Origin of the sequence: Cupriavidus phytorum, from assembly GCF_003254285.1 — a bacterium.
In the GTDB taxonomy this organism is placed as follows: domain Bacteria; phylum Pseudomonadota; class Gammaproteobacteria; order Burkholderiales; family Burkholderiaceae; genus Cupriavidus; species Cupriavidus phytorum.
Map to the genome: position 1 here is coordinate 94,127 of NZ_QKZN01000004.1, position 18,348 is coordinate 112,474.

Below are 18,348 nucleotides of genomic sequence, written 5' to 3' on the forward strand. Positions count from 1 at the left end.
CGGGTCTTGTCTACAACGATTCAGCACTGCCGGTCGCCGTTGTCTGTACTAGCGTCGTGGTGTTGGCCATGTGATCTCAAGAACGCCAGAAGATTTCCAGTGGCCGGCGATCGAACCGCAAGCGGCAATTTTCTTCTCTCGGCCTGCACCGTGCCGTAGGTCCAAAAAGCGCTGCCATCAGTAGGCTCACCTCTGCTTTGTACCAAGCCGTTGTCGGGCAATCGACATGAATGCCCGCAGCAGATCAGGCGCTCTTTCCGTGCTATGCACTACGCCCAGCGGGTCGAGCGGAGCAGCGAGCGAAACGTCAAGTTGGCGCACGCGTCCGCCAGCTATCATGCTCGTTGAAATGCTGCGTGGGAGGAGCATAACGGCGCCGGGCTGCTGGAGGAGCCGTTCGAGGACAGCCAGAGACATGGTCGAGAGCGGAAACCAGCTGGCATTGGGAAGTGCGCCTAGAACAATGCTCTCGAACAACTCCCTCAGTTGGATGCTGGGTGCAGGCAATATCCAGCGCGCGCCATCCAATGCCCCTATGGGCAAGGCAGCCATCGTAGACAGCGGGTGGGACGAAGCGGCCAGAATGACTGCATCATCCTCAAGCAATGGATTGAACACCACGTCCGCAGGTAGTCGTTGAGGACTCCGGCAGAACAATGCATCTAGTCCACCTCCAATCAGTAGCGGCAATAGACGTGCAGCTGTGTCCTCCTCCAAGTCGATGTGCACTTCCGGATGCACTCTATAGAAGTCCGCCAAAACTGGCGCGATCAATGAGTGTGAAGCTGCGGCGATGGATCCGATCCGCAATGCTTTGGTGGCGCCCTGCTTAGTGGCCGCGAGCTGCTCGGCGGACTGCCGGAGCCTGACAATGACTTCCCGTGCTTGGGCAATCAATGCATGGCCACTCTCCGTGGGCCGAATGCCGCGCGCGTGACGCTCGAAAAGCCTCATACCGACGAGTCCTTCCAACTCAGCCAGAGCCTGTGTTGCCGCAGACTGGCTCATGCAAACTTCCGAGGCGGCGCGCGCAATACTTCCGCAATCTTCCACCACCACAAGTAGCTGGAGTTGGCGTAGACGACCTCGCTGGATGAGGTGCCCGTAAATGGTTCTGGCGAGCGCCAAGCTTCGTCCTTCTGTCCACGGACTATCAGCTGACCGAGAGGTTGAGTTCTTGGCGGAGTTTGTCATTTGGTGTGAGTTACAGACCGTCATTGTTCACGAAGACTCTCTCGCTCGTTCATATCCAGGTTCGAAGCCAACCTGGCGTACCAGTGCCTTCGATAGCGCCCCAGGAATGAGGCTCAATGCTCTCGCGTCCGAGTTAATTCAGACTATTCCTAACGCCAATATCCTGTACGTCCTGGCAACTCTGGTGTGGAGTGTAGTACCTGCCAGACTATTCCTACCCCGCTAGGCCGCATCAACTTTGATGCAGATCAGCGGTGTCCGAGGCATTCGCAGCAACCAACGCAGATATTGAAATTTCCGGTCGCTGCAATACAAATTCGTCTGCTAAAAAGTGCGTCAATCCTCTAGGATTCAAACCGAGTCGATAAGCCTGTTTGTATATCGATTGTGATTGAAGCCCTGCGAAGTGGAATTCCGCCACCGTCTTGTCCGCTTGAGTTCATCTATTGGGAGGTGAAATGCGATTCGACGAGCTATTTTTAAGAGCCATGCACAAATTGGGCGTGACGAAGTGCTTTGGAATTATTGGTGGCGAAGCCGAGGCAATGCGGTTCGACAAATCCTTTGGCATTGATTTTTACTTGACCAGGCATGAATTTGTCGCAGGCGTGATGGCGGATGTGGCCGGCAGACTGACTAGCGAGCCACATATGTGCTGGGCTACCTTTGGTCCGGGATTGACGAACGTTGCCACTGGTGCATGCTCGGGCATGTTGGATCGCTCGCCCATGATTGTTTGTTCGGCACAGATCCCGCGCTCACAGGTCAGGTTCAACCTTACCCATCAGTGTATTGACAATGTGCGGCTAATGTCGGGCATCACCAAAAGCAGTCTGCAGTTAGAGTCCGTGAAGGATTTGACGACACGTCTGCCAAGCGCATTGCAATGCAGTAAAGAAGAGCTACCGGGGCCGGCGTACATCAGCATTCCGGTCGATCTGATGAAAGAGCACGTCCCCGACGACACCGCTTTCGCCATTCTGCACGAGCTGAAGATCCCCATCCGGAGAAAGGCGAAAGCGCCGTCCCGCAGTGACGTTGCGCGTGTCGCTGGCCAAATTGCGGCGGCGTCACACCCCATGATTGTTCTCGGAAATCAGGTGATCCGCGAAGGCATCGAAGAGAGAGTTCGCCGATTTGCTGAAAAAATCAACGCTCCCGTTATCTGCTCACTAGCAGCCAAGGGCGCGTTGGCTGACGATCATCCCCTGTTCTTGACAGCCGCCAATAAATATCTGGACGGTGTATATCGGGAGCCGGTGCTGCAAAAGCTATTCGATCAAGTCGACCTAATGATCTTGATTGGCTATGACTTTGGCGAAGACCTGAAGCCATCATTGTGGGGTGGAAACAAGCCAACCATTGAAATAAATAGCTTCGATGTTCCGATGGGAGATGTATTCCAGCCGGATAATAAATGCCTGGGGGCGCTCGCTGACAGCCTGGACTATTTAAACAATTACCCGTTACCGAAACAAGTATGGATGGAATCGCACAAGCAGCTAAAACACTGCTTCGATCAGCGGCGACCTGCATCGCTTCCAGCAGAGCTGACTGACATCTCGCGCATCATAGCGGCAGTTTGCGATAGTCTAGGTCGCAGCGGAATAATGTGTAGCGACGTCGGCCTGCACAAGCAATACGCGGGACTCCTGGCAAAAACCTACCAGTCGAATCGCTTTCTCTGTTCAAACGTGTGCGGTAGTTTCGGCTTTGGCTTACCTGCCGGCATGGCGGCAAAAATATGCCACCCGGAGGAACGAGTTCTCACCATCTGTGGAGACGGTGGCTTCCATTCTACCAGTCAGGACCTCGAGACGCTGGCTCGCTATTCTATTCCACTTATTGTGCTGGTCCTGTCCGATTCGGCGTTCGGCCTAATCAGGTATTACCAAAAGCTCGACCAGTCAGAGCCGGATCGCAACCTGACGGCGTTCAGTCATGTCGATTTTACGCTTCTCGCAGAAGCGAATGGTGTCGAGGCCACCAAGGTGAAGGATATTGCTGAACTACCCTTGGTCTTAGAGCGTGCCTTTGAATCCGCTCGTCCACACTTGATTGAAATGGAAGTCAAATACGACTATGAACTTTTGCGTCACGTGGCGTAAAGATCATAAAACGTTGGTGGATGTCGTTTCAATATTATTTTCCATATGCGATTCATTTCGGTGATCATGAAAAACAATTTTGATGCAAGAGTTCAGTATCTTCGTGATTGCGCTCAAGATGTGTTCAGTGGGAACTTGGGCGGCATTGCGGAAACAGACTCCTACTTGAGGCAGCCCGATTACTCTTCACGAGCCGCGGGTCACTATTATCTGATTATCAATGAGGAGGAGGGCATCAAAGCAGCGCCTCGTGCGCGCTATTTACAGGCTGAGTTTCCGGAACTTGTATTGAACTATCTGACCGAACGAGAACTCGCTCGCTATCCCGCACACGGCGCGTGGCAGTTTCGTGCCTGTCCATGGATCCATCATACCGATTGCGTAGATCGGATACTACAGGGCACAAATTCAGACGTGCTGGAGGCCATACGTCAGGCGATCTTTGGCGCGGCCCATATCGCCCGTCTCTATTATCTGCGCAACCTGCCGGCGGAGACGCATACTTGGGGCGTGCGGCAGTTGGGCTGGGCAATGCGCTACACGGAGATGGCGATATGCAAGCTCCTGGGCTTGCTTGAAAAAAACGAGTATGGGGTTCAAGCGGTGGCCGGTTTGAATGACGACGACATCACTTGGCTAACACATGCCAATGAGGATTGGCGGCCAATCGAATGCATTTTATTGCGAAGTGTTAAAAAATTTCGGGCGGCAGCGGCGCGTCTGAGTGGAATTATAGAATGCTATTCCGCACACCTGGCCTCCCGCTACCCTAAAACGCAAGCTCTATTTGCAAAAGCACCGGAAGTGCCGTCCGAAGAGATTCGTGCTATGACGGATCCCATAGTGATGGCTTTAAGAGACACGTTCGGCAACCGTCTGCTCTCATTTTATCTGCATGGAAGTGCCGCTCGCGGTGACAGGAGGCCAGACTCCGATATCGACACCATGGCGATATTCGAATCTGTTGATGCAGAACTGTTGGAGCGTGTTCGCCATATACAGCAGAGCTTTAATAAACTCACTATTTCCGTTTATAGCGCCAGCAATATCACAAATTATCCCCGCTTCCGCCGGTATGGTTTGCTCAAGGGCACTATGCATATCGCAGGGCCGCTTTGCTTTGCACAAGAAAGCACTTCAACGGACAGTGCCTGCGGCATCGTGAACAATGCCTACACAATTCGTCAGATGGCGCGGGGGTATCTGGTAGCTGCCTCCTATGGTCATCGAGCATATTACATGCTTGGGCTGATGACCAAGTTGGGGGATCATGGCTGCCTCCGCCCTTTACAGCAGCTAGAGAGTGGAAGTTATCCGAAAAATAGAGCTGATGTTGTTGCATATTTTTCCGCGGACAAGCAAGCGAGTGCTCTGCTCAATCATGCGTCCAGGCTAAATGAAGAAGAGACGTCTCTTCGTGCCCAGTTATTAGCTGGGCGGCGCGATAGCCTGGAGCAGGGATGGTGCAAATTGAATGACTTCGCTGCCGAAGTTGAGGAGAAAGCGCGGCGATACCTCACCTGAATTATCGACGTTTGTTTGTTTCTTCCTGTCATTTCAATAGTGCAAAGGTGATGAAGATGGAAGCGTTGAGTAATAAGTTGACGGATTATTTTGACGTCGAATCAGACGATGGCCGACTGGTCTTGAAGCCGCAGCGGCGTCATGCCAATCTACGAATACTCGACGAAGGCTTGGTACAAACCGCTATCTGTCGCAGCGGCATCGGTCGAATTGATGCATCCATTCCCCGGCTGGAATACCGGGGGTATGACGTGACTGAGCTAGCAGATCATGCAGATTTTCTGGAGGTGGCTCATTTGCTATTGACCGGCCACTCGGATCCGGTTGCCATACTGGACTTCAAACGTCAGGTGGATAGTCATATGGAGCGGCTATGCGATCTGCCGCCGATACTGGCGCCGATGGTCCGCGGGTCTGCAGCCACGGACTTTCTTGCCCTGTCGATTCTCACTGCACTGGCGCAGGGGAAGCCACAACAGAAGGATGATACTTGGCGCATCGATGTTGCTGCCTTTCTACTTGCAGTGATCGGAGTATCCATCGCCGTATATGCCAGAGGCGGAAGCGATGCTACCGGTATCCGTGATCAACTGCAGGTTAGAGATAAGAGCTTTATCGAGCGAGTCATGCACGCAGCTTTCTCCGGCACACCGGAGCTGTTCGCCGTAGCGCTGATCAACAAATTCCTGATTCTTCATTCAGAGCATGGTCTGAATTGTTCCACTGCGGTTGTTCGGGCAGTGGCAAGCACCGCTGCCGATCCTTTCGTTGCCGTCGTCGCCGGCATTTGCGCGTTCAAAGGACCGTTGCATGGAGGTGCTAGCGAGGACGTTGGGATGATGTATGACCGGATTGTTCGCGATTCGCTGGACGTCTCAGGTTTTATCGATGATTGTCTGGCGAGCCGTCGCAGGCTAATGGGTTTTGGTCATCGCATCTATAAGAAGCCAGATCCTCGTGCAGCGTATATGAGGCAATTATTGATAAATGAGCGGGATAAGTTCTCGTCGATTCTACCTTACTTAAAGATCTGTGAGACGTTCGATCGAGAGGTTGGTAGCCGACGCTACTTCATGGACCGCGGGCTATGTCCCAATCCTGATCTGTTCAACGGCATCCTGCTACGGCGAATTGGCTTTCCCTCGGAAATGAACACGATGTTGCTTTGCTTTAGTCGATCCGTTGGGTGGTTGGCTCACTATTACGACAGTCTGGATAGCAAAGCTCCAATCCTTCGTCCACAGGAGCTGCACGGTGCTGCGAGAACATAAGCGGGTACGGCGGCTGGTGGTCATCGGGTGTGGCCCACATTTCATTGACCGTTACAGCGATGTCCTGGTCAAACAGCGTTCGGACGTTGAAATAGCCGCCGTTGTTGACCTCGCCGATAGAAGGGAAGTCGTTATTCAGGCGATGTCGGCAAAAGGTCTGGCGCCGGAAACCTTCATCTTTCTAGACGAGGTTCATCGCAATTTCCCCAGTTTGGACATCATTCGTTCGCGGTTGAATGGCATGCCGCAACTGATGCTGCATTGATCTGTACTGAGCCGAAAGCACACCTCTCTTATGCTTTTTGGTCTTTGGAGAGAGGTATGAACGTATTTATGGACAAGCCAATAACTCCACTGACAGGCGATCGTTCCATTGATCTATTGCAAAGGGAATTTTTACAGTTGCTCAAGGCGAAGCGGAATGCCGGAGTGCGCTTTGTCATTAGCTGTGAGCGACGCATGCAGGCAGGATATCTTTACGTTGAAAAATTTATGAAGAGGTTTATGGAGAAATTCTGCGTTCCTATCACGCACGTCAGCATTCACTTTGCTGGTGGGAAATGGATTCTGCCATATGAACTGTCTGATCTGGAGAATCATCCATTCAAGTATGGATATGGAGTGTTATTCCATTCTGGCTACCATTATATTGACCTGCTGGCCCGGTTCGCTCGATTGAATACGTTCATACATGAAATGAATATGGCGGATCCAGCGCTAGATTTGGCTGTAGTCAGGCACGTTGATCTGAATCACGTGATCGAAAGGAAATTGCTTCAACGCTTTGGAATCTCCGAAGATTGCGAGGATAATGTTATTCCGCCAGGCTGTGGTGAATTGGACGTCTCCGTACTCGGAAGATACGAGTATAAAGGTCGCTACAGGATGAATTTTGATCTGCAGTTGCTGGAAACGTCAGTTTCAGCGCGCAATGTTCGAAGTGAGCGTCCGGGCACAGGCAGGATCCGGCAAGAGACTGTTCACGTCCATCTTGGCAATCTTTGCTCGATCCGGATAGCTTCGGACTCGTTTCGGAAACTTCTAGGCAGTGACGAGCCAGAGGCCTTCGAGATTTCAATTGCCTGCAATCCGCTGGTGGCGGAAGGAGTAGCGGTCCAGCGGATCGATAGAACCGGCTTATCAGGATTGGAACCTCGTTTGCCGGTTGGAGCTAGCTTGAATGGCTTCGCGCGCTGTGACCAGTTGCTGGACTTCTTGGAGGGCGGCGACGCCAGATCTCCGCTCGCCAGTCATGCCGATTCGATAGCGTTGCTGACACAGATATGTCGAGCTATGCGAACGCGTCTACCTGTCAGGCGGTAAGGAACATGAGGTGACACGAAGCCAATCAAGTAGCGCCGCTATCTTAGTTTTCCTACAAGGTGCACTGTTCTGGACTGCATCAACTGCCGCTACCGGTTTTTTTCCACTCCTGGCTGCGAACCTGCGCCTGTCTGCCTTTGAGGCAGGAATGTTTCTTGCGGGAGCCGCCCTCGGGCGAACGTTATTTCAGCCTTGCGCCGGACTGTTCATAAGCCCGGGCAACGCGGGTCGCTACTACCTGACCGGCCTGGGATGTTCTCTCGTCAGTAGCATTGTGATGGCCTACTGCGACCATGCAATTCTGGTGATATCGGCACGCTTTGTGGAAGGAGTGGGCTTGTCACTGTTCGTTGTATCCTGGCGAACGTTGCTGAACCGGATGGCTGGCCTTCCCGGTTTCGACGCTGTCAATGAAAGCTATGTGTTATCACAGAACACCGGCCGGTTGATTGGACCCGCCATCGGCGGCGTGCTCGTGGCTCACTTCGGTATCCACGCTGCCTTTGTCTTTCCGGCGCTACTTTATTCGTTATGCCTTCTGGTTTCGAGTCATCGGCAGGATTCGACCCGAGCCGAGTCTAGCCGCAAGGAACGAAGCTTAACGAAGTTCTCGGATCAGATTCACGCCCTTCGGCAGCAAACAAGCATCTTGTTCGTTCACCACGTGCAGTTCTTCTGCCTGGGACTGTGGCTGGCGGGCTGGCCAATCTATGCAGTTGCAGCACATCGGCTCTCGCCCGAGCAGCTGGGCTATTCGTTTACGATGGCAGCGGCCGGAGGATTGGCCTTATTTCTCGCCAGGCCTTGGACGTCGAGGCTTTCTATCCGACACAGATTGGCCCTGGCCTTGACCTTACTGTGCGCGCAACCCTTGGCAGCACTATTCACACAGCATTGGTCGCTGTTGCTTGGCCTTGGTTTCGCAGTGGGTGGGCTGGGGGTCTCTATTTATTTCACGAGCTTTCACCGCTTGCTGACTGACAGCTATTCACTGGAACAGATCCCGTTCGTCTATGGCATGCTGGGGTCCAGCACTTTTCTATGCCAGGCCGCCGGACAAGCGATCACTCCCTTCTTGTCGGAATTTTTTTCGCCGGAAGCCCCAATCCTCCTTGATGCCGTGATGTTGGTGGGGTGTTTTACTTTTCTTGCCTTGGCCAAAGTAAGGCAAAGCCTCCCTTGATAGGTGGGGGCAAGATACCCGTGACGTCGTAGTATGCAAGCCCGGGGACGCCGGTGACGGAGGCGGATATTCTGGTCGCTTGCCGAAAACGGCTCACCGGATACAAGCGGGGGAACGGCGTTGAATTCCTCCGTGGTCTGCCGCGTAATGCGGTCTGGAAGATCCGGAGGCAGGCGTTGCGGACGCTGCGGTAATTGTTGGTGGCCCTTGTCTGGACACGGGAAACCCGCAATTGCCGGGGCTCGATATTGAGCGGAAAATCGGCGAGCACGCGCAGCTATTGTTCGTGGCAGTTTCTCCAACTTCCTTCCGTAGCTCGACCCAACGACGCCGACCCCGCGCGCAGACCACCGTGACGTCCCCCGCCCACACGCGCCAACCCCGGCTGCATTTCGACCTCACGACGATCCAGCTCTTCATCGCCGTCGCAGACCAGGGCAGCATCACCCGCGGCGCCGAACGCGTCCACCTGGCCCCGGCCGCCGCCTCCCGCCGCATCCTCGAACTCGAATCCCAACTCGGCGTCTCCCTGTTCGAGCGCCTGCCCCACGGCATGGCCTGTACCGAAGCCGGCCGCGCGCTGCTGGCCCACGCCCGCGGCATCACCCATACGGTGCAGCGCATGCAGGACGACGCCGCGTCCTTCGTCGGCGGCGATCTCGGCGTGGTGCGAGTGGCTGCCCCCAAGTCTGCCGTCATCCAGTTCCTCCCGTTCGACATCCAGCGCTGCGCCACGGAATGCCCCGGTGTCCGGATCGATCTGCAGGAAATGAACAGCCAGGAAGTCCAGCAGTCGTTGCGCCGTGGCACCGTCGATATCGGTATCTATGAAGGCAGCCTCGGCGTGGTCGATCTGCCGACGGCGCCGTACCGGAGCGACCGGCTGGTGCTGGTGGTGGCGCGCGGCCATGCGCTGGCGAAGCGCAGGAAGGTGACGACGGAGGACGTGCTGGACTGCGACCTGATCGTGCTGGGCGAAAGTTCGGCGATTTCCGTGGGGCTGGAGCGGCTGGCGGAGGATGCGGGGCGAGTGTTGCGGATGCGCATGCGGGTGAGCGGGTTCGACAGTATCGCGGCGCTGGTGGCGCAGAACCTGGGCGGCGGGGTGATGCCGGAGGCGATCGCGCGCGAGGTGGCGGGGGGGAGCCGCTTCGTGCGGTTGCCGATCGCGGGGGAGTGGGCGGCACGGCATTTTGTGCTGTGCCATCGGCCTCATGGGGTGCTGTCGTCGGCGGCGCTGAGCGTGCTGCAGGTGCTTGCGCAAAACGCGAAACCTGAATCCCGAAAATAGCGATAGCCCTGGGCGGGTGCATTGCGCAAGATGGCTCCATAACGATAGAGGAGACAGGCAATGCAGCGCAGGCAATTTCTTCTGGCGGCCGCGGCCGGGCTGGCGGTGCCCGGTCTGGTGCGCGCGGCCAATGTGGCGGGGCCGGTTCGTATCGTGGTGGGCTTTGCCCCCGGCGGCGGCACGGATGTGCTGGCGCGGGTGATCGGGCAGAAGCTGGGCGTGATGTGGAACACCAGCGTGGTGGTGGAGAACAAGCCCGGCGCCACCGGCGCGATTGCCGCGGCCTATGTGGCCAAGCAGCCGCCTGACGGCACCACGCTGCTGATGGCGCATGTCAACAGCCATGCGATCGCGCCGGCGCTGCTGGACGTCAAGTACGACCCGCGCGCGGACTTCACGCCGATCTCGATGGTCGGGGTCACGCCCAATATGCTGACCTGCCGTCCGGAACAGAAGGTGCGCACGGTTTCGGACATCGTGGCGCTGTGCCGCAAGAACCCGGGCAAGATTTCGTTCGGTTCGTCGGGCATCGGCTCGGCGCAGCACCTGGCGCTGGAACTGTTCCGGATGCAGGCGAAGATCGACGTGGTGCACGTGCCGTACAAGGGCTCGGGCCCGCTGGTGGCGGACCTGATGGGCGGGCAGATCGACTACGCCTTCGACACCATGACCGCGGCGACGCCGTTCGTGCAGCAGGGCAAGGTGATCGCGATCGCGCAGACGCGCCTGAAGCGCGCGTCGAGCCATCCAAACGTGCCGACGCTGGCGGAATCGGGCTTCCCGGGCCTGGACGCGGCGTCGTGGTACGGGCTGGTGGGCCCGAAGGGGATGCCGCCGGCGCTGGCGCAGCGCATGAACGAAGACGTCAACCGCGTGCTGGCCATGCCGGACGTGGCCGAGCGGCTGAAGAGCTTCGGCGCCGAGGACTCGGGCGGGTCGAACCAGCAGTTCGCCGCCTACATCACCGCGGAATCGACCAAGTGGGCCAAGGTGATCAAGGACGCCGGCGTGAAGGCGGAGAGCTGATGGGTGACCGCCGACGCACCGATGCACGCAGCACGAACCAATTTCCCAGGATGCACCCGATGATGGATTCCCGCGACGCAAGCGCCGACACAACCCACGCCAACGCTGCGCGCCTGCCGCTTGCCGGCGTGCGCGTGCTCGATGTCAGCCAGGTCATGGCCGGGCCTTACGCCTGCATGTTGCTGGCCGACCTGGGCGCCGACGTGATCAAGATCGAGCCGCCGGACGGCGGCGACCAGACCCGCGGCTCGATGGGGTTCAAGATGAAGGGCCCGGACAGCATGGGCTTCCTCAACATGAACCGCAACAAGCGCAGCGTCACGCTGGACCTGAAGACCGAATCCGGCCGCGAGGTACTGTACCGGCTGGCGGAAACCGCCGATATCCTGGTCGAGAACTATCGCCCCGGCGTGATGAAGCGCCTGGGCATCGACTACGAGACGCTCAGCCATATCAACCCGAAGCTGGTCTACTGCAGCATCTCGGGCTTCGGCCAGAGCGGGCCGTGGGCGACGCGGCCGGGTTTCGACCTGATGGCGCAGGCGATGTCGGGCGTGATGAGCGTGACGGGCTACCCTGGCGGTGCGCCGGTGAAGGCGGGCGTGCCGGTGGCCGATATCGGCTGCGCGCTGTTTGCCACCTACGGCATGCTGTCCGCCTATATCGGCGCCAAGGAGACCGGCAGGGGGCAGTATGTCGATGCGTCGCTGTTCGATTCGGCGCTGGCGTTCTCGGTGTGGGACACCTGCGAATACTGGGGCACCGGGCGCGAGCCCGAGCCGCTCGGCACCGCCAACCGCATGAGCGCGCCGTACCAGGCGATGAAGGCGGCCGATGGCTACTTCGTGATGGGCGCGACCAACCAGAAGCTGTGGCAGCTGCTGTGCAAGACGCTGGACCGGCCCGACCTGCTGGCGGACGAGCGCTTTGCCACCGTCGCGCTGCGCCTGGCCAACCGGCAGGCGCTGATCGGCGCGCTGGAAGAGAGCTTCGGCAAGCACAGTGCCGACTACTGGATCGAGCAACTGCTGGAGGTCGGCATCCCGGCCGGGCCGATCCTGACCTATCCGCAGGCGTTCGACAGCGAGCACGGCAAGCACCGCCAGATGCGCATCGAGATCGATCATCCGATCGAAGGCAAGGTGCCCAATATCGGCTTCGCGGTGAAGATGGGCGGCACACCGCAGCAGGTGCGGCGCCCCCCGCCACTGCTGGGCCAGCACACAACGGAGATTCTCGCGGAGCTGGGCATGTCGGAGGACGAACAGCAGTCGCTGGCCGCGGCCGGCGCGTTCGGCGCATGAGCGCCCCGCAGCAGGCGCCCGGCGAAGGGCGGGTCACGCTGACGCGACAGGGCCAGGTCGCGACGCTGACCTTCGACCGCCCGGCCGCGCGCAATGCGATGACATGGGCTATGTACGGCCAACTGGCCGGGCACTGCCGCACGCTTGCCGCGGAAGGCACCGCCGGCGCGCGCGTGGTGGTGCTGCGCGGCGCGGGCGGCGAGGCCTTTGTCGCGGGGACCGACATCGCGCAGTTCCAGCAGTTCTCGGGCGGCGATGACGGGGTCGCGTACGAGGCACGCATCGACGAGGGCATCGCGCTGGTCGAACAGCTGCCGATGCCTACCGTGGCGGTGATCGAAGGCTGGGCGGTGGGCGGTGGGCTGGCCATCGCCACCGCGTGCGACTTCCGGCTTGCAACGCCCAAGGCCCGCTTCGGCGTGCCGATCGCAAAGACGCTCGGCAATACGCTTTCCGCGCAGAACCTGGCCAAGCTGCGCGCGGCATGGGGGCTGCAGCCGGTGCGACGCATGCTGTTGCTGGCGCAGATTCTCGATGCCGATGCGGCGCTGGCCTGCGGCTTTCTCGAGGGCGTGCATGCGCCGGAGGCGCTGGACGCCGAAGTGGCCGCGCTGTGCGAGCGGCTCGGCGCACTGGCGCCGGTGACGCAGGCGGTCATCAAGGAGTCGTTGCGCCGCCAGACCGTTGCAGCGGTGGCGGATACCGACGATCTGGTGCGGCAGTGCTATGGCAGCGACGACTTCCGGGAAGGGGTGGAAGCGTTCGTTGGCAAGCGTCCGCCGGTGTGGAAAGGGCGTTGAATCTTCGGTTCGCCCGACGCTATAGATAAAGGCGTCGGGCGGATTCGCTGGTCGGCGGGCATCGGTCGCTGGTGCCGTTCAGCCGTCCAGCTACCTCACCGGCACGGAATAAACCACCCGCACAAACTTCCGTGCCGGCTGCCGGTCTACCACTACGCCGCCCATCGCTTCCGCAATCCGGCGGCTCTTCCAGTTCTGCTCCGCGGCCGGATACACAAAGCGCGCCGGCCGCAAGGTGGCCGTCGCCCACGCCGCCACGGCCAGCACCGCTTCCTTGCCGTAGCCGTGCCCATGGGCGTCTTCGCGAATCCAGATGCCGAACTCCGGCGCGGGCGTATCGGCATGATGCAGCCCGGCCAGGCCGAGGAAACAACCGTCGCTGGTCCGACGGATCGTGAAGATGAATTCCGTTCCGTCTTCCATGGCCGGCAGCCATGCTTGCCAGACGTCGCGAAACGCCTCGGGCGACGGGGCGGGATCCCATTCCATGTAGCGGGCAAGCGTCGGGGTAATGCAGGGCCACGCCTCGGCTGCGTCGTTTCCGCGGAAGGGCGACAGGGTCAGGCGGTCGGAGTGGATCAGAGGGGCGGACATAGGCAAGGAGGCTGGCTGGGTCGGTCCGTTGTGGCCCTGTTATCCCGCAGTGTACGCCTCCTGGTTCTCCTACTTGCGGTACCGGATGCGCGGATACGAGCCTGTACTCCGACTCCTGACTCAACTTACAGATCTCCCTGCCGATAAGAGCCATGCCATACCAGCTCCTGCGCTGGGGCGTCCCCATGCCCATCGGAAATCCGTAATGAAGATCGCAGTCAAACTCCCGCTTGCCTTCGCGGCGGCGCTAATCGTCATGTTCGCCGGCGCGCTGTACGGCCTGAGCACCCTGAACCGCTCGCTCGACGATTACAACCATGTCGTGTTGGAACGTGTCGAGGAAGAACGCCTGGTCACGGCGATGCTGGTCGATTTCAAGGAGCAGATCCAGGAGTGGAAGAACACGATCCTGCGCGGCAGCGATGCGGCGCGGCTGGACAAGCACTGGGCCGCCTTCGGCGCGCGCGAAGCGGCGATCCGTGAGCGTGGCGCGGTGCTGGCCAGGCGGCTGCCCGAGGGCAAATCGAAGGAGCTGGTCTCACAGTTCGCCAGCGCGCACGCCGCGATGGGCGAGGGCTATCGGAGCGGCTTCGAGGCGTTCAAGGCGGCGGAGTTCGATCCAGCCGCAGGTGACCGCGTCGTGGCCGGCGTCGACCGCGAGCCGGCGCGGTTGCTGCAGGAAGCCGCGCGGCTGATCGCGGCGGACGCCGCGGCCGTGTCCGCGCAGACCGCAGCCACGGCAAGCCGTGCCGCCACGCTGAGCTATGCGTTGATGTTCGCCGCGTTCGTCTGCGGGCTGGCCGGCGCGATGCTGTTCAGCCGCGCGCTGACGCGCCCGCTGTCCCGTGCGCTGAACGTGGCCCAGACCGTTGCCAGGGGCGACCTGTCGACGCAGATCGATACGCGCGGCAAGGACGAGATCGCCGCGCTGATGCAGGCGCTGCACGACATGCAGCACAGCCTGTCCGATGTCGTGGGGCTGGTGCGACGCAATGCCGAAGGCGTGGCGGCGGCCAGCGCGCAGATCGCCAACGGCAACTTCGACCTGTCGGCGCGCACCGAGCAGCAGGCGGCTTCGCTGGAGGAAACCGCCGCGAGCATGGATGAACTGACGCTGACCGTGCGCGCCAACGCCGAGAACATCGAACAGGTGTCCCGGCACACGGCGCTGGCTCGCGATATCGCGGGGCGCAGCGCCGATGTGATGGGCAATGTCGTCACCACCATGCAGGAGATCGCCGAGCGCTCGGCCAAGGTGGGCGATATCGTCGGCGTGATCGAAGGCATCGCTTTTCAGACCAACCTGCTGGCACTGAACGCCGCCGTCGAGGCCGCGCGTGCCGGCGAGCAGGGGCGCGGCTTTGCCGTTGTGGCCAACGAGGTGCGCACGCTCGCGCAGCGCAGCGCGGTGGCGTCGCGCGAGATCAAGGCGCTGATCGACGTGGCGGTCGAGCGCGTCGCGGCCGGCCACGCGCTGGTCGGCAACGCCGGCGGCACGATCGAAGAAATGACGGCGGCGATGGCGCAGGTCTCGCGCATCGTCAATGAGATCGCGGCGGCGTCGGGCGAGCAGCGCCACGGCATCGAGCAGGTCAATCAGGCGGTCGGCCAGCTCGACGAGGTCACGCAGCAGAACGCGGCGCTGGTCGAGCAGGCTTCGGCGGCGACGCAGTCGATGGCGGAGCAGGCGCGCGCGTTGCGCGAGGCGGTGGCGGTGTTCAGGTTAGGTGGGGTGGCGGTAGCGTAAGCGAAGGGGGCGATGCCCGTCCGCTACTTCGGGTTCGAGGTCCGTCGTTGATGTGCACGCGGAAATCTCGGCGTCTTCCTAGACGCGGACGCGTCATAGCTAGGTTGTCATTTGACAACCTTCGCTGTTGGGGCTAGTCTTGGCGGTCTGCATAGCCCACTGCCTGCATCGGTACGACGTCGTGATGCCGGTCGAGCTGACGGAAAATCCACCGCCATGGAATACGCGTTCACCTTGAGATACCAGTTGTCGGCGGATGACAGCGATCCCGACACGCTGGTCGAACGACTCTACGAAGCCGGATGCGACGATGCAACCGTGGGCACCGGCGTGGCGGGCCGGATTGCGCTGGCGTTCGACCGGGAAGCGGAATCAGCGGCCGACGCCATCGTCAGCGCGCTCACCGATGCCAGGCGCGCCATGCCGTCCGCCACGCTGATCGAAGCGGCACCGGACCTGGTTGGCCTGACGGACATTGCCGACATCCTCGGCATGTCGCGCCAGAACATGCGCAAGCTGATGCTCGGCCATCCGGCTTCCTTTCCCCCGCCGGTGCACGAAGGCGCAAGTTCCCTCTGGCATCTGTGGGAAGTGCTCTTGTGGATGAGCGGCAACGGTTACGAGATCGAGCCCTCGCTCAGGGACGTCGCTGCGGCCGCGATGCAAGTCAATCTCGCCAGGAGCGCCGGAAACATCGTCCCGGCGATGGAGCGACGGCTGCGCAAGCTGGTGGCCTGAGGCAGCGCGGCGCAGATTCCGCGCCATGCCTTGGCGTTGTCAGGCGTCTGGCAGTTCAAGCCGCAGCGGCTGCGCCAGCCAGCGCTCTTCACAGTTGTTTCCATCGCCGCCGCGGTCCACCACCGCGAAGCATGAGGGTGCGTCCAGGGCCAGCAGCATGTGATGCCAGACACCGGCGCGGTAATTGACGCCTTGCCTGCCGTTGGTGATGAACGCCCGCACTGACCCGACGTCCAGCGTGTCGCCGGGCGGCGCAACCACGACCAGGAAAGGGCGCTCCGAAAGCGGGATGAACGCCTGGCTCCCGAGCGGATGGCGCTCCAGCATGGCGATTTCCATCGGCAAGGCGTAGGGGCTGGCCTCGAACAGGTTGATCAGCGCACGGCCGCCGCCGAGTTCGACCGCGGCCAGGTCATGGTGGCGCGTGACCATGCCCCCGTTGATCGGAAAGGCGCCGGGATCGCCTGCAGGGCGGGTCTCGATGACGTCGCCGAAGGGCGCAAAGGCGGCTGCGGTCAGCGGCTGCGGGTGCAGGCGCATGCGGGCGTCTGCCATGTGCGCAAGCGTGGTTTCCATCAATAAGTCTCCGGATCTGGGAATAGCGGCAAGCGGCTGACCGCCGCGCTAGCGACGCCGTGAATGGCTTGACTGGTCAGACCAGTTGAGCCGGATTCTGCAGCAAGTCACGGCGGAGCACAAGCGGATCAGCGGCCGTCGTTGCGCTGATTGCGCGCGTATCCGGACTTTCCCCCACATCGCATCGCCTTGACACCGGCAAGGTGCCTCCCTACCATTCGGCATCTACTGGTCAGACCGGTATGACGATGAGCCGACCGCGACCGGATGGCGTCGATGACTCGAACAACCAAGGAGACTTCCATGATTCCCACTGAAACCGCGCATGCCGGGCCGGATGGCCTGGCCGTGCCGCAACCGCACGCCCAGGCCAGGGAGGACGCGGTGTACCGCAAGGTGGCCTGGCGGCTGCTGCCCTTCCTGATGCTGTGCTATGTGGTGGCCTACCTGGACCGGGTCAACGTGGGCTTTGCCAAGCTGAACATGCTGGCCGACCTGCAGTTCAGCGAGGCGGTGTATGGCCTTGGCGCGGGCCTGTTCTTTATCGGCTATTTCTTCTTCGAGGTGCCCAGCAACCTGCTGATGCACCGCATCGGCGCCAAGGCCACGATCTCGCGCATCATGATCCTGTGGAGCCTGATCTCCGCGGCGATGATGTTCGTGCAGACCAGCACGCAGTTCTACGTGCTGCGTTTCCTGCTGGGCGCGGCCGAGGCCGGCTTCTATCCCGGCATGATCCTGTACCTGACCTACTGGTTCCCGTCGCACCGGCGCGCGCGCATGGTGGCGTTGTTCATGGCCGCGATCCCGATCTCGGGCATCTTCGGCGGGCCGCTGTCGGGTTGGGTCATGGAAGCCATGCACGGCGTCAACGGCCTGCGTGGCTGGCAATGGATGTTCGTGATCGAGGCGGTGCCGTCGCTGCTGGTGGGCGTGGCCGTGCTCTGGTACCTGGACAACAACATCCAGTCCGCGCGCTGGCTGACGGCGGACGAAAAGGCGCTGCTGGAGCGTAATATCGCCGCGGAGAACGCGCACAAGAGCGCGCACATGTCGCTGCGCAATGTGGTGACCGACCCGCGCGTGCTGAAAATGACGATGATCTGCTTCTGCACGGTGATGGGCCAGTACGGGCTGACCTTCTGGCTGCCCACGCTGATCAAGCAGACCGGTGTAAAAAGCGTGCTGGACGTGGGCTTGCTGACCGCGATCCCGTTCGGCGTGGCGGTGTGTTCGATGATCCTGGTCAGCCGCAGTTCGGACCGCATGCGCGAACGCCGCTGGCACCTGATCGTGCCGTTCTGCTGCGCGGCCACGGGCCTGGTGCTGAGCGCCGTGTTCAGCCACAACACCGCGCTGTCGCTCGCCGCGCTGGCTCTCGCAGCCGGCGGCAGCCTGGCTACGTCGCCGCTGTTCTGGAGCCTGCCCACCGCGATCCTGTCGGGAGTGGGCGCCGCGGCGGGCATTGCGCTGATCAACTCGTTCGCCAACCTCGCCGGCTTTATCAGCCCGTACATGATCGGGCTGATCAAGGATGCCACCCAGAGCACCGATGCCGCGATGTTCGTGCTGGCGGCGGTGCTGCTGTGCGGCGCGTTGCTGACTTACTCGGTGCCGGCCAAACTGGTCAACAAGTAAGGGGGCGGGGCGGGCGGGTTTGTCGGCTAGA

General features: G+C 60.4%; 16 protein-coding genes. 13 read left to right on the forward strand and 3 right to left on the reverse strand.

What is annotated here, in order from left to right:
• Nucleotides 1–186 precede the first annotated feature (186 nt).
• The gene (locus tag C7416_RS11735) at nucleotides 187–1,194 is read right to left on the reverse strand and encodes a LysR family transcriptional regulator (protein ID WP_111519504.1); all 1,008 of its coding nucleotides are present in this window, start codon (nucleotides 1,192–1,194) and stop codon (nucleotides 187–189) included.
• Nucleotides 1,195–1,652: 458 nt separating this feature from the next.
• On the opposite strand from C7416_RS11735, the gene C7416_RS11740 reads away from it, so the two are divergent.
• From C7416_RS11740 to C7416_RS11775, 10 genes are all read left to right on the forward strand, one after another.
• A complete protein-coding gene (locus C7416_RS11740) occupies nucleotides 1,653–3,302 on the forward strand; it encodes a thiamine pyrophosphate-binding protein (RefSeq protein WP_111519128.1) in 1,650 nt (549 codons plus the stop codon).
• Between the two features lie 66 nt (nucleotides 3,303–3,368).
• Nucleotides 3,369–4,826: a nucleotidyltransferase domain-containing protein gene (locus C7416_RS11745; protein ID WP_181461219.1), complete on the forward strand. Its 1,458-nt coding sequence runs from the start codon at nucleotides 3,369–3,371 to the stop codon at nucleotides 4,824–4,826.
• A gap of 56 nt (nucleotides 4,827–4,882) precedes the next feature.
• Nucleotides 4,883–6,097, forward strand: a complete 1,215-nt coding sequence (locus C7416_RS11750) for a citrate/2-methylcitrate synthase (RefSeq protein ID WP_181461220.1) — start codon at nucleotides 4,883–4,885, stop codon at nucleotides 6,095–6,097.
• Nucleotides 6,081–6,362: a hypothetical protein gene (locus C7416_RS28920; RefSeq protein WP_146604268.1), complete on the forward strand. Its 282-nt coding sequence runs from the start codon at nucleotides 6,081–6,083 to the stop codon at nucleotides 6,360–6,362. The genes C7416_RS11750 and C7416_RS28920 overlap by 17 nt, the downstream gene beginning before the upstream one ends.
• A 56-nt stretch (nucleotides 6,363–6,418) precedes the next feature.
• On the forward strand, nucleotides 6,419–7,420 hold the full coding sequence (locus tag C7416_RS28925) for a hypothetical protein (protein WP_146604269.1): 1,002 nt from the start codon (nucleotides 6,419–6,421) through the stop codon (nucleotides 7,418–7,420).
• A 10-nt stretch (nucleotides 7,421–7,430) separates the two neighbouring features.
• Complete coding sequence (locus C7416_RS11755; protein WP_181461221.1) at nucleotides 7,431–8,603, forward strand: MFS transporter; 1,173 nt, start codon at nucleotides 7,431–7,433, stop codon at nucleotides 8,601–8,603.
• 352 nt (nucleotides 8,604–8,955) lie between these two features.
• On the forward strand, nucleotides 8,956–9,894 hold the full coding sequence (locus C7416_RS11760; protein WP_111519132.1) for a LysR family transcriptional regulator: 939 nt from the start codon (nucleotides 8,956–8,958) through the stop codon (nucleotides 9,892–9,894).
• Between the two features lie 60 nt (nucleotides 9,895–9,954).
• On the forward strand, nucleotides 9,955–10,920 hold the full coding sequence (locus tag C7416_RS11765) for a Bug family tripartite tricarboxylate transporter substrate binding protein (RefSeq protein WP_111519133.1): 966 nt from the start codon (nucleotides 9,955–9,957) through the stop codon (nucleotides 10,918–10,920).
• 59 nt (nucleotides 10,921–10,979) lie between these two features.
• Nucleotides 10,980–12,224 (forward strand): CaiB/BaiF CoA transferase family protein, encoded by a 1,245-nt coding sequence (locus C7416_RS11770; protein WP_111519505.1) that lies wholly within the window; start codon nucleotides 10,980–10,982, stop codon nucleotides 12,222–12,224.
• A complete protein-coding gene (locus tag C7416_RS11775; RefSeq protein WP_111519134.1) occupies nucleotides 12,221–13,024 on the forward strand; it encodes an enoyl-CoA hydratase/isomerase family protein in 804 nt (267 codons plus the stop codon). Before C7416_RS11770 ends, C7416_RS11775 begins: the two co-directional genes overlap by 4 nt.
• Before the next feature lie 90 nt (nucleotides 13,025–13,114).
• Here C7416_RS11775 and C7416_RS11780 read toward each other — a convergent pair whose 3' ends face one another.
• A complete protein-coding gene (locus C7416_RS11780) occupies nucleotides 13,115–13,618 on the reverse strand; it encodes a GNAT family N-acetyltransferase (protein ID WP_111519135.1) in 504 nt (167 codons plus the stop codon).
• 205 nt (nucleotides 13,619–13,823) lie between these two features.
• Here C7416_RS11780 and C7416_RS11785 point away from each other — a divergent pair, with 205 nt between their 5' ends.
• Both C7416_RS11785 and C7416_RS11790 read left to right on the forward strand, forming a co-directional pair.
• Nucleotides 13,824–15,365, forward strand: coding sequence for a methyl-accepting chemotaxis protein (locus C7416_RS11785; RefSeq protein ID WP_111519136.1), 1,542 nt, complete (start codon nucleotides 13,824–13,826; stop codon nucleotides 15,363–15,365).
• A 216-nt stretch (nucleotides 15,366–15,581) separates the two neighbouring features.
• Nucleotides 15,582–16,103, forward strand: a complete 522-nt coding sequence (locus tag C7416_RS11790; RefSeq protein WP_111519137.1) for a helix-turn-helix transcriptional regulator — start codon at nucleotides 15,582–15,584, stop codon at nucleotides 16,101–16,103.
• Between the two features lie 39 nt (nucleotides 16,104–16,142).
• On the opposite strand, the gene C7416_RS11795 is transcribed toward C7416_RS11790, so the two are convergent.
• Complete coding sequence (locus C7416_RS11795; protein ID WP_111519138.1) at nucleotides 16,143–16,679, reverse strand: ureidoglycolate lyase; 537 nt, start codon at nucleotides 16,677–16,679, stop codon at nucleotides 16,143–16,145.
• A gap of 303 nt (nucleotides 16,680–16,982) precedes the next feature.
• Between C7416_RS11795 and C7416_RS11800 the strand changes: the two genes are divergently transcribed.
• Nucleotides 16,983–18,317, forward strand: a complete 1,335-nt coding sequence (locus tag C7416_RS11800) for an MFS transporter (RefSeq protein WP_062801755.1) — start codon at nucleotides 16,983–16,985, stop codon at nucleotides 18,315–18,317.
• Nucleotides 18,318–18,348: the final 31 nt, after the last annotated feature.